The organism is Sphingobacterium sp. UBA1498, from assembly GCF_002325125.1.
Taxonomy (GTDB): domain Bacteria; phylum Bacteroidota; class Bacteroidia; order Sphingobacteriales; family Sphingobacteriaceae; genus Sphingobacterium.
On sequence record NZ_DCRG01000029.1, the window covers coordinates 15,896 to 28,063 of the forward strand.

The 12,168-nt window shown below is 40.2% G+C and carries 13 protein-coding genes; 9 read left to right on the forward strand and 4 right to left on the reverse strand.

Features of this window, described 5'->3' with window-relative positions; translation table 11 throughout:
• Positions 1-245: 245 nt before the first annotated feature.
• The 4 genes from rbfA to B3139_RS16535 are packed head-to-tail and all read left to right on the forward strand — an operon-like array spanning position 246 to position 3,028.
• Positions 246-617, forward strand: coding sequence for a 30S ribosome-binding factor RbfA (rbfA, locus tag B3139_RS16520; RefSeq protein ID WP_293884660.1), 372 nt, complete (start codon positions 246-248; stop codon positions 615-617).
• Between the two features lie 29 nt (positions 618-646).
• Positions 647-1,294 carry a leucyl/phenylalanyl-tRNA--protein transferase gene (aat, locus tag B3139_RS16525; RefSeq protein WP_293884661.1) on the forward strand — a complete coding sequence of 216 codons (648 nt, stop codon included), beginning with the start codon at positions 647-649 and terminating at the stop codon, positions 1,292-1,294.
• The gene (locus tag B3139_RS16530; RefSeq protein WP_293884662.1) at positions 1,287-2,375 is read left to right on the forward strand and encodes an aminotransferase class V-fold PLP-dependent enzyme; all 1,089 of its coding nucleotides are present in this window, start codon (positions 1,287-1,289) and stop codon (positions 2,373-2,375) included. Before aat ends, B3139_RS16530 begins: the two co-directional genes overlap by 8 nt.
• Before the next feature lie 2 nt (positions 2,376-2,377).
• On the forward strand, positions 2,378-3,028 hold the full coding sequence (locus tag B3139_RS16535) for a hypothetical protein (RefSeq protein ID WP_293884663.1): 651 nt from the start codon (positions 2,378-2,380) through the stop codon (positions 3,026-3,028).
• 46 nt (positions 3,029-3,074) lie between these two features.
• Here B3139_RS16535 and B3139_RS16540 read toward each other — a convergent pair whose 3' ends face one another.
• Positions 3,075-3,473 (reverse strand): hypothetical protein, encoded by a 399-nt coding sequence (locus B3139_RS16540; protein WP_293884664.1) that lies wholly within the window; start codon positions 3,471-3,473, stop codon positions 3,075-3,077.
• 216 nt (positions 3,474-3,689) lie between these two features.
• Between B3139_RS16540 and B3139_RS16545 the strand changes: the two genes are divergently transcribed.
• The 5 genes from B3139_RS16545 to hemL all read left to right on the forward strand — a co-directional run bounded on the left by B3139_RS16545 (position 3,690) and on the right by hemL (position 10,287).
• Positions 3,690-4,529 (forward strand): hypothetical protein, encoded by an 840-nt coding sequence (locus B3139_RS16545; protein ID WP_293884665.1) that lies wholly within the window; start codon positions 3,690-3,692, stop codon positions 4,527-4,529.
• A gap of 218 nt (positions 4,530-4,747) precedes the next feature.
• Positions 4,748-5,989 carry a glutamyl-tRNA reductase gene (hemA, locus tag B3139_RS16550; protein ID WP_293884666.1) on the forward strand — a complete coding sequence of 414 codons (1,242 nt, stop codon included), beginning with the start codon at positions 4,748-4,750 and terminating at the stop codon, positions 5,987-5,989.
• Between the two features lie 320 nt (positions 5,990-6,309).
• Complete coding sequence (hemC, locus tag B3139_RS16555) at positions 6,310-7,896, forward strand: hydroxymethylbilane synthase (protein WP_293884667.1); 1,587 nt, start codon at positions 6,310-6,312, stop codon at positions 7,894-7,896.
• Positions 7,897-7,989: 93 nt separating this feature from the next.
• Positions 7,990-8,973: a porphobilinogen synthase gene (gene hemB, locus B3139_RS16560; RefSeq protein WP_209577791.1), complete on the forward strand. Its 984-nt coding sequence runs from the start codon at positions 7,990-7,992 to the stop codon at positions 8,971-8,973.
• Between the two features lie 3 nt (positions 8,974-8,976).
• Positions 8,977-10,287, forward strand: a complete 1,311-nt coding sequence (gene hemL / locus B3139_RS16565; protein WP_293884668.1) for a glutamate-1-semialdehyde 2,1-aminomutase — start codon at positions 8,977-8,979, stop codon at positions 10,285-10,287.
• 87 nt (positions 10,288-10,374) lie between these two features.
• On the opposite strand, the gene B3139_RS16570 is transcribed toward hemL, so the two are convergent.
• Genes B3139_RS16570 through B3139_RS16580 form a run of 3 tightly spaced genes read right to left on the reverse strand, consistent with a single transcriptional unit; the run spans position 10,375 to position 12,137 of the window.
• Complete coding sequence (locus B3139_RS16570) at positions 10,375-10,920, reverse strand: DUF4252 domain-containing protein (protein WP_293884669.1); 546 nt, start codon at positions 10,918-10,920, stop codon at positions 10,375-10,377.
• A 5-nt stretch (positions 10,921-10,925) separates the two neighbouring features.
• Positions 10,926-11,447: a DUF4252 domain-containing protein gene (locus B3139_RS16575; RefSeq protein ID WP_209577788.1), complete on the reverse strand. Its 522-nt coding sequence runs from the start codon at positions 11,445-11,447 to the stop codon at positions 10,926-10,928.
• 6 nt (positions 11,448-11,453) lie between these two features.
• On the reverse strand, positions 11,454-12,137 hold the full coding sequence (locus B3139_RS16580) for a hypothetical protein (RefSeq protein WP_293884670.1): 684 nt from the start codon (positions 12,135-12,137) through the stop codon (positions 11,454-11,456).
• Between the last annotated feature and the right edge of the window lie 31 nt (positions 12,138-12,168).

Below are 12,168 nucleotides of genomic sequence, written 5' to 3' on the forward strand. Positions count from 1 at the left end.
AAGAAATTACCTAACCAATTGTGAATCGAAATTTAAAGGCACGTCGAACCAAGATGTGCCTTTTTTCTTTTTTGGCTTATTTTATTTTTCAATCCGTATTCTCCATTCTTTTCGAACTGGCGCGTTATCGCGGTATTTTTTGTCAACTAAGTGACAAGAGGTCAATCCAAAGTTCTCTTTTAATTGAAATTTTGGCTATTTTTGTTTGACACAATTGAGCATATTCAATACATAAAACGTATACGATGGGAACAGAAAGCAAGAGACAGCAACGTTTTGCTGGGGTGATTCAACAGGATTTAGCGGCATTATTTCAGCGCGATGGTAATTCATGGGCTCCCGGAGCATTTATTACGGTTACACGTGTTCGTGTTACGCCAGATTTGGCGATAGCACGCGTTTACGTGAGCTTTTTAAACACCAAGACAGCACAGGAAGGTATTCAGTCCATTCGTTCCAAAACAGCTGAAATACGTTACAAACTAGGTGCAAAAATTAAGAACCAAGTAAAGATCGTTCCTCAATTGGAATTTTTCCTTGACGATACCAACGAGTATGTTGAACACATGGACAAACTATTTGATGAAATCAGTAAAGAGCCACGTCAACCCGAATAACATCCTCTTTCGCAGTATGCTAAACAACAATGGTATTTGAACTGGATACTAAAAAACTTGAATTTCCACACCCAAGCTATGCAGAAGGAGATGGTTTACTTGCTGTAGGTGGGGATCTTTCCGTCGATCGCCTGCTACTCGCCTATAGTAACGGAATTTTCCCTTGGTTTGACGAGCTCAGTCCTATTCTCTGGTATGCCCCAAACCCTCGATTCGTGATCGATCCGCGCAAAATAAAAATCAGCAAGAGCATGGCGAGCGTCCTTCGGAAAAATATATTTTCGTTCTCGATAGACCGCAACTTTAATGCAGTCATTCATCATTGCGCGACTATGAATAGAAAAGATCAGGCAGGCACCTGGATTACGGCGGACATGATAGATGCCTATAGCAAACTTGCTTCACTGGGCTATGCCCACTCGGTGGAGGTATGGCAAAACAATTTGCTGGTTGGGGGACTTTACGGTGTATTAATCAATGGTGTATTTTGTGGCGAAAGCATGTTTTCTAAAGTCGCCAACGCATCGAAGGCAGCGCTGATTTACCTTGCCCAAGAAATCGAATTACATCTAATTGATTGCCAGTTTCATACCAGTCATCTGGAAAGTATGGGCGGAGAATATCTTTCGCTGACAGATTATTTAGCTATATTAACAAAAAAGCACAACGATGAGTAGTCCATATCGCAAACATTTTGACATCGCGCCAGCGGTCACTTACCTAACAACACCGGGATCGGGCTTACTTTCACGTGAAACAAAGGCGTGGCGCGCCAAGAGAGACCAAGATTTCTTTGATTCAAACTCGAACTTACGTGAACAGCAGGGCGCGACGTTGGATGCCTGCCGGGCTACAATAGGTACATTTTTCAATTGTCCTTCCCAAAATGTATTCTTATCCAGTTGTTTTTCCTTTGCTTTCAATGCACTGTTGGCCGGTTTACCTAAGCAATCTAAGGTTCTGCTACTGAATAATGATTATCCTTCCGTTAATTTCCCAACAATTTTAAGTGGTTTTGAACATCAGTTTGTGACGATGGACGAACAACTGGAAGCAAATGTATTGGATACAATCGCTACATTTAAGCCCGATGTATTCATCCTCTCCATTGTTCAATATATTTCGGGATTAAAAATAGATCTATCCTTCATACAGGAATTGAAGCATCAACATCCTGAACTACTGATTGTGGGTGATGGCACTCAATTTCTTGGAACAGACCTTTTTGATTTCACACTTTCTGGATTTGATGCTGTATTATCAAGTGGATATAAATGGCTTATGGCTGGCTTTGGCAATGGTTTTGTGCTCTTAAGCGAAAGACTCAAAGCGATGCTCTATGCGAGTATTCAGGAAAACTACAGCTTTCTCAACAACCAATGGATGAATAAATCTGTGGTACAACTCTGTTTCGAGCCCGGCCATTTGGATACGTTGTCACACGGAACGTTGCAGCAGTCTCTAATCCAATTGGAGCAGTGGGGATTTTCAGAAACAGTGAACTATACGCAAAAATTGATCGCGGATGCCCGTGCTGAGCTTTCCGACAGAAATCTGTTGTTGGACAGTATCACCAATAGGCATCCGCAGAGTAATATTTTTAATATACAGATCGACCACGACTATTATCAAGCCTTTCTGGATGAAGGCATAAAATGCTTTCCGCGAGGTTCGGGAATCCGTGTTGGATTTCATTTATACAACGATCACTCGGATCTTGAAAGGCTATTATATATTATTGACACCAAAGTAAAATAAACATGAAATTTAGAATAGGAGACTTAGTACGGTTTGTTGATGAACCCATTGAGGGACATATTACATCTATGCAGCCCGACGATATTGTCGGCGTCACAGACGATACAGGTTTTGAAATACCAGTACCGATGGATAAAATCACTCTTGTCTTCGGCAATATGCGTCGCGCGGATGATGAGCTCGACCAGCATGCAACACCATTGACACCACATCGATTTATCGAGAAAGGAATACTATTGGCGATCTCTGGAGATCACAAAGATGGGCTAGCCAAATTGCATATCATCAATGAAACAAGCTTTGAGCTGCTGATATCCATATCCGAAGCAACAGCGAATAAAGTTAAAGGTATTTTCAGCAATAAGATACCTCCACATGATTCGATTCAGTTTTATACAGGAAACTTTGCAAATGTTGGAAAATGGCCGACCTTCCGTTTTCAGATCTTACGCCATAGCAGCATTTTGCAGGAGCTGACCCCGCCAATCAACAAAGAACAGCGTGTGCGTCCGGTAGACCTCACTAACCCTAAAATTCTTAACGAAATTTTGGATGAAAAGATATGGTCATACGAATTGGATAAGATCGAAGAAGATTTAGGACTGGACAAATTGAAAAATCATTTTATACCGCATCGTCCAAACAAAAAATAAGCTAGGTGTTTTTCATCTAGCTTATTTTTTTCTGCAAAAGCCTTCACTACGCTGCCGACGCGACAACCTTTTTGGTACTCAACACCAACAATAAGATGCCTACCAGATAGACAATCCAGCCCCAGCGCATATGCAGGGATTTAGACAGCAATTTATCAGCAAAGCCCCAACCGAAATAATTATTGATCTTAAACCAGACCGCTGTGATACTCACAATATACCAGCAGGCCGCCAATCGCGTCATCCATTGATAAGCGCGAACTGCACGAACAAAAAACAAAAGCGCAGTCACCCCCAGAATCAGCAGGGTAATAAAGAACAAATAAGCATCTACCTGATAGAGGTTCCAATTTCCCTTAATAGGTACTTTTAAAAACGGCGTCATACTGGAAAAAAAGCAGATCACCAGTCCGACAATGGCAACGTATTTTTTGATAATAATCATAATTCAAATTGCTTTAAAATTCGTACGAATATAAGTTGAATATTGACACTTATATAACTTGTCTTTCGCTTTTTGAAAAATTATTCTATTTTTAGAGACAATTCTAGTTCAGTGTTAGCCACATTGATGCTAATCAAGAGCACATGGCGTAGGGCTTCACTGTGGTGATGAATATAAATGGGAGAATAAATTGTAGCATTAAGCCGAATAATAAACATGAAAAGAGAAGTTGAGGAAATAGCCGCAGAACAACCGGCACAGCCGAACAGAAAGAAAAAAGTCTATATCATTATCGGTGTCGTCCTATTGGTTATCCTGGCTGGCGGCGGCTATTACAATTATAACCAGCGACAAGCGATCCATGGATTGGAGGTCGATAGCACTGCCACCGCTGCTATCGGATATGAGAACGCAGACCCCAAAGACCTAGAAGACGCTGATGGTTGGAGTTCATTGGAAGACTATCAGCACTGGAACAATGCCATCTTCACTATACCGGAATATGACAATATTCCCTTGCGTTATAGAAGGGGTATTACAAAGATATTCATGGGCAACAACTATCTTGAACCTGTAGAGGATAAACCCATATACAAATTTACCCGGATAAAAGACCGCGCTAAATCTGTTTTCTGTTATGGAAACTTCACCGATCGCAACGATTCAGATAGTTGGAATAAGGAAATGGCATTTTTGATTGAAAAAAATGATTACCAAAGCAGTGCGATCTGGATCATTTCAGCAAAGGGTGATATTCTCTTCTGGAAGGAATATTCCAGTGAATTGCCGCTGATCAACAGTTTCAAAAAGGGACAAAAGATTTTTATGGATGAAATGAAGTTGGTCCCTGCTCCTGCCGACGGGATTATCGTTAAGAATAAGAACTCCAAATACGCATTGATTTACAATAAAAGTAGCAAAACTTTTGACAGCTATTACCAATATAGTGACAGTGAAATTCAAGAAGCTACGGCCTCAGAAGAGACACCATATGTGGAAGAATTGGAAGATGTCACCGTGGATTCTGTTGGGATTAATTCGGATGTTAACGAGTAGGGATTGCATTTTTTAGTTCAAAATTCTCGTCACTCCCGATCGTGACGAAAATCATTTGGTCACAAAAAAAAATACAACAACCTGTAAAACAAAGAGTTAAAAATTAAAAATAGCTATTTAAAATCTTTCTAAATTAATCCCTTTGACAGATTTTTGACACAAGCACAAAGCTTTTAAGCTACATTTGTACCGTTAAATATAAGCGAGGGATTAGAGCTTTGAAAAATCTTAAAGTATTAGCGTTTACTCATAAACATGTCGAACTAAAAGATCTAGGTAATCTAGTAATCTGCAATGAGGATTTAGAAAGTCGGCTCATCAATCTAAAGCATAGCTTAGATATTCCGGAGATCTTTTATATTGGTACTTGCAACCGAGTAGAGTTTGTATTTTATGGTGCTCATGAATTGACCCATGAATTTATCGCCGATTTTATGGGTAAGTTAAACTTCTGCGTACCTCAAGAAAGGCTACAGTGCTACTTAGGACAGGTCAATAAATATGAGGGAATGGATGCTTTAAATCATTTACTTCGGATGTCCTGCTCACTTGAAAGTCTTGTCGTTGGTGAAAAAGAAATTCTGGCACAGGTAAGACGGGCTTATGATCGTTGTAGAGAAGCTGGTTTTACGGGAGATTTTTTACGCCTAATGATGGATCGTCTTGTAAAAACAGCTAAAGAGGTATACACCTATACTAAAATTTCCAGAAATCCCATCTCAGTTGTTTCTCTTGCTTACCGCAAATTACGTGAGTTAAAACTGGTTGAAAACCCTAGAATTGTCATCATCGGTTCTGGAGAAACCAATCAGAATTTAGCGAAATATTTCCAAAAGAATCAAAAAGCTAAGTTTGTTATTTTCAACCGTACTGTGGAGAATGCCAAGGCCTTAGCCAAAGAATTGAATGCTGAAGCTTTTCCTTTAGCAGACATTGGTCAATATAAAGAAGGTTTCGATATTCTGATAACCTGCACAGGCGCCCCTACCTCAATTGTCGACAATGCACTTTATCAATCCTTATTAAATGGTGAGACGGATAAGAAAGTTATCATTGACTTAGCCGTTCCGAATGATATTGATGCTGAAGTTCTCAAAAATAATCCGATTCACTATATCGAAGTGAGCAGCTTACAAGCAATTGCAGAGAAAAATATTCAAGAGCGTTATAATGAATTAGAGAGTGCGGAGAAGATCATTCAGGACAATATTGAGGAGTTTTTACCGTTAATCAAACAACGCCGTGTGGAAGTTGCGATGCGTGAGGTTCCTGAAAAGATTAAAGAAATTAAATCTTTCGCCTTAAATGAGGTATTTGCCCAAGAAGTGCAAGCCTTAACTCCAGAGGCACGAGCGGTGCTGGAAAAAGTAATCAACTATATGGAAAAAAAATACATTAAGGTTCCGATGGTTATGGCGAAAGAAATTTTGGTTAAAACTCCCGAAACCGAGAAAAACTAGCACTCCCACCCCGAAGTTTTTGTGCTTGACTTACCCTGTAATTCTTGAGTAGATTCTGTTTCTGTCCAGTGGGGCCAATCGTTGGCTGTTTCCTTTAAATTTCGGTTTATCAACTATTTCCTGACATATAATGACAGTAACGTGTCAACATATTCCTTCTATTTATTTATTTTTGTTCAGATAAATTGTTTTAAACAAATTTTCCGAAACTGTTCATTTCCGAAGCTGAATTGAATCAATAACGCGCCCAGTGCGCAAAGCATTTGTAGCTATCGGCAGAACATTTTTGTGATCGTTTTAATAGGTAAAGTAAAATTAACGTGAATAGAAAACTAATTATTGGTACCCGGGGAAGTGTTCTTGCCATGTGGCAGGCAAATTTTGTAAAAGATCGATTGGCAGAAATTGGAATTGAAGCAGAATTAAAAGTCATAAAAACACAGGGTGATATCATACAACACCTTCGTTTGGATAAATTGGAAGGCAAAGGATTTTTCACCAAAGAGCTTGAAGAAGAACTTTTAAGCGGGACCATCGATTTAGCTGTTCACTCTCACAAAGATTTACCTACAGTCAACCCACCGGGATTGATTATTGCAGCGGTTTCTGAGCGCGAAGATCCGTCGGAGTTATTGATTATTCACAAAGATTGTGTGGACATTAAAAAGCGTCTTTCATTGAAGCACAATGCGACTGTTGGCACATCATCCAACCGTAGAAAAGCTCAGATATCAGCGCTTCGCCCTGATCTGGAATTTGACGATCTCCGGGGTAACTTGCAGACGAGGATGCAAAAGTTACGGGACGAGCAATATGACGCTATTGTGCTTGCAAAGGCAGGGATTAGCCGTATTGAAATGGATATCAGTGATTTCCATGTAGAAGAAATCCCTCCTGTTGAAATTATCCCCGCTCCAGCGCAGGGAGTGTTGGCGATCCAGATTCGCGAAGTTGATCAGGAGCTTTTTGACGCTTTGCAGCCATTGAATAATGAAGAAGTATCCAAAACAATCGCTGTAGAGCGTTTGGTATTGAATAAATTTGACGCAGGCTGTCATGCTCCGCTTGGCTGTTATTGCCGCAAAAGCGGTGATGAATACGAAGCTTGGGCTTCTATTGCCGAAACAAGTGAAGACTTCCCTGACCGGGTTTACCTGAGAGATACCGACGCAACACGTTTAGCAGAGCGCATCTTCAGCAAATATTCAAAGGACAGAAGACTGCCGCAGTCTGTATTTATTTCCCGGGAGGTAGACGAGAATTCCTATTTCGCAAGGTCCATGGCCAAACATAATATTGCAATTGAAGGCCGTTCGTTGATTAAAATATTTCCTATCATCAATAAATTGGATCCGTTCATTTTGAAACACGTGGATTGGATCATATTTTCAAGTAAAAATGGTATTGAGCACTTCTTCAATTTGGAACCTCGTTTGAGTAAAAAGACTAAGATCGGTGTCATCGGTCGCGGCTCAGAAGAGGTTTTACGCAAGTATGATCGCGTCGCGGACTTTTCTGGTGACAGCGAGGGGATTAATATGGAAGAAATTGCAAAGAAATTTGCAGAACTGGCGAATGGTGGTACCGTACTTATTCCACGGGCAAAAGAGTCTCTGGAAACAATCCAAAAAGCATTGAGTGCTGAGACGAAAATCATCAACATGCCGGTGTATGAAACTGTTTTAGAAGAAAATGTAGATCCATCGAATGCGGAAGTCTTGGTGTTTACGAGCCCAAGCAATGTGGAAGCTTATTTTGCGGACAATCTATTGGAACCTGGCCAGAAAGTAATCTGTATTGGTCGTTCTACAGGCGCAAAATTTGATGCGATGAATGTTTCTTATACACTTCCTTATTCTCCGGATGAAATTGGTCTTTCCGAAGCCGTTTTTGGATTGGAGTATTAGTGATTGGATAAAGCCGTTCGTACGTCAAACTGAGCTAATGGTTTTACCGCATTTGCATTTAAACAACACTAGATCATAAATAATCTTAATATAATGTTACAACGTCCGAGAAGAAATCGTAAATCTGCCGTGATTCGCGACATGATTCAAGAGACACGTTTAGACGCGTCAAATTTGATTTTCCCTCTTTTTATTGTTGATGGGCAAAATCAAAAAACTGAGGTTAAATCGATGCCGGGCATCTATCGCTATTCTATAGACAATCTATTGAAAGAGGTAGAAAGCTGCTTAAAACTGGGCTTACGCTCATTTGATCTTTTCCCAAATATTGAAGAGTCACTAAAAGACAAGTATGCAACAGAAAGCTACCGTGACGGAAGTTTATACCTACGTGCGATTGCCGCTGTCAAGAAAAATTTTCCGGAGGCTTGCATCGTAACAGATGTTGCCATGGATCCCTACAGTAGCGATGGCCATGATGGCATTGTCGAAAACGGTGAAATCCTAAACGATGAGACATTAGAAGTATTGGGTAAAATGGCCTTGGCACATGCACAATCGGGGGCTGATATTATCGCTCCATCGGATATGATGGATGGCCGCATCGGTTACATCCGTGAGCTACTGGACCATAATGGTTTTACCAAAGTTTCTTTGATGTCTTATACGGCAAAATATGCTTCGGCTTATTATGGCCCTTTTAGAGATGCTTTAGGTTCTGCGCCTAAACATGGGGATAAGAAGACCTACCAAATGAATCCTGCAAACGCAAAAGAAGCGCTTATCGAAGCCCAGCTTGATGCACAAGAAGGAGCTGATTTTCTGATGGTAAAACCTGGACTTCCCTACTTAGATATCGTTAAACTTCTAGCGGACAACTTCGATCTTCCGATTGCAGTGTATAATGTGAGCGGAGAGTATGCGATGTTAAAAGCCGCAATTCAAAACGGCTGGTTAGACGAACGTGTCATTCTAGAAACGTTATTAAGTTTCAGACGTGCCGGCGCCACTGCCATCCTATCTTACCACTCCAAGGAAGTATTGGAGAAAGGTTTTATTCCGCATTCAACTATTTAGACTATGCAAGCACCTGATATATCAAGAGCACAATCTGCTGAGCTATTCGAAAAAGCAAAACAATATTTCCCTGGAGGCGTAAACTCTCCCGTTAGGGCTTTCAAATCTGTATATGGTACCCCATTATTTATTGAACGTGGTGATAAAGCACATCTTTGGGATGCTGATGGGAATGAATTTATCGATTTTTGCTGCTCATGGGGCCCATTAATTTTAGGGCACAACAATGAGCAGGTTCGAGAGGCTGTAGCCGCGCAACTAGGCAAAGGATTAAGCTTTGGCGCTCCTACGGCATTGGAAAACCAATTGGCTGAATTGATTATTGAAAACAATAGATTTATTGAAAAAATTCGCTTTGTGAGTTCGGGAACTGAAGCAGTAATGTCTGCCATACGTTTGGCTAGAGGCTACACAAAACGGGATAAGATCATCAAATTTGACGGCTGTTATCATGGGCACTCCGACTCCCTTTTGGTGAAAGCTGGTTCGGGTTTGGTCACCTTTGGCGAGACATCCTCAGCGGGTGTTCCTAAAGCATTTGCAGATGAAACCATCGTTATTGAATTAAACGATAAGCAAGCTTTAGAAGCTGCATTTGCAGAATTTAAAGATCAGATCGCAGCAGTTATTATTGAGGGTATCCCTGCAAACAATGGATTATTGTTGCAGTCCAAGGAATATATTCACTTCTTGCGTGAGATCACCAAAGGAAATGGTGCGTTGTTGATAATGGATGAAGTGATTACCGGATTCCGCATCGGCTTTGAAGGTGCTTCAGCTTACTATGATATACAACCGGATATTATCACCTACGGGAAAATTATTGGTGGCGGAATGCCTGTTGGAGCTTATGGTGCATCGAAAGAGTTGATGGCTTGTATTTCTCCTGACGGTGCCGTTTACCAAGCCGGAACTTTATCTGGCAATCCAGTTGCCATGGCTGCCGGTATTGCAGCATTGGGCATCTTAGCTCAAAAAGATTTTTACACAAATTTAAATGCCAAAACAGAAGCTTTCGTCAATGATATGCGTGCTTACATTGCCGAGAAAGGGTATAAAGTTCAACTTTTCCACGTAGCTTCTATTTTTTGGTTTGCATTTACAGAACAGCAAGAAATTCAAAAAGCAAGTGAGATCGATCCTAAATCAATGGAATCGTATAAAGTAATGCACCGCGAATTATTAAATCGTGGTGTTTATTTTGGGCCATCTGGATATGAAGTTGGTTTTGTCTCTGACGCACATACGAAAGCAGACCTTGACCAGGCAAAACAACATATTTTTGATGCTTTGGATATTGTTTTCAGCGCATAAAGACTTTGCTATCTATAAAAAAATGCCCTCTNNAGAGGGCATTTTTTTATAGATGAGTAAGGATGGATTATGGAATCAGCGGCCTTATTAAAGTTTGTTGGCCACCTTCTTATCTTTAGACTTCATCTTATTCAGTCCGGCGATAAGTTCATCCAATGAAAACTTGCCTTTGATATCCATGAATACACTTTCGTCTTCATTGTCGTGGACCAGTAGGGAAACACGCTGAATGACATTGTTTTTATCAATACGGGCGTTCAATGATATTTCTTGTCCATCGGTATTGACAACCAAAAGTTCCTCAAATTTATTCTTCCTTAAAAACTTATGGTAGTCGTCCAAAATGCGTGCGTTCTTCGTTTTATCATTATTGGAAAGCGTCAGCATTCTGAACTTTTTTAAGTTCTTTACAATCGCGGCCATGGCTCGAGCGTCTTCATCGCTTTCATCCTTTAACGCTTTTTTCATAAAGGGTTTTGTTAACCACATCGGTAAATTGATGGCAACAATCTCGGCCTTGTCAGAGACATTAGACCGACTGATGAAATCCATATTGGACGTTTTTTTTATCATGCAGGACTGCATGGACAATAGAACGCCAACGAGACATAACAAGGTTAGTAATCTTTTCATAATTCTTATTTTTTCTCGTTATCGCCTTTGTTCTTATTAGCTTTATTATTGCCTTCATTGACCAAGTTAGTTACGTCTTTCAACGGTATTTCCCCATCAAGGATCATAAATAGATTTTGTCCATCTCCATTGATTGTAAGTAGAAGATTGTTTAAAATATCGGCATTTACAGACATATTTTCCACCATAAACCGGATATCCTGACCTTCGCTATTGAGCGACATGAGTTCCTCATACTTTAAGTTGGAAACCGCCCCCCGAATAATATCTGTCAAGGCTTTATCTTCACCATCCTCAACGATGAGCATACGCAGCGATTTAACGTTCTTTAGCAGCGGGCTGATGGTCTGCATATCATCATCGTCTATTTTTAAATTGCCCAACAGTTTGAACATCGGTGCTCCGATTTTAAGTGTTGTTACACCTTTCTTTCCCTGATATTGTTCAAAGAGCTTATCCAATTTTGAAATTTGTGCATTTGCCATACTTGCTACAAGTAGAAGGCAAGCTATTAAAAAACCTTTCATATTATTTTAGTTAATCGTTATTGACATTTGTTTTATATTCATTGCTTTATCTACGCCATTTTCCAGGTTGTTTGCCAGCAGGCCTAATGACTTTAACGTCAATTCGACGGCTTCCTGTTCGTTAGCGACAGGCTTACCGTTCAAGACAACATAATCTGCCTGATAGGACGTTTCCGATTCCAAACTTTCAGTTGCTACTTCCTTCTTCACTGCCCGACTTTCGGTTTGTTTTCCAATTTTTGGACGTTTGACTGTCTCAGCTGTCTGTAATGTTTTAGTACGTTTAATTACCTGGATCCTATCCTCAGTATGAGGATGCACTATTTCTGTGCGCTGATGTCCGACCGGCCCATTGTCAGCTGGTTTGAGATCATTTATTTCCTTTTTCGCGAGCAAAGGCGATTGTATTGCTGATTGCTGGTTTAGAAATAATGCTAACCCAATACTCATCAAAAGCACTGCCGCTGCTGCGTATTTTATCCAGCTATCATTCCACCACATATTCCCCTTTTTACTTTCGTTGATGTTGCTTTCAAAATCCTCGAAGGACCATTCCATCTTAAGATTCTTCTCTTCGTTCAATGATTGAAAAAAGAAATCCTCCGAATTTTTCAATTCTTTTTCTTCCTCTAATGACGACTGCCCATTAAAGTATTTGTCTTTCAATTCCTTTAACCTTTTATCTTCCATCACGCTATATCTTATTGTTCATTGATTTGGA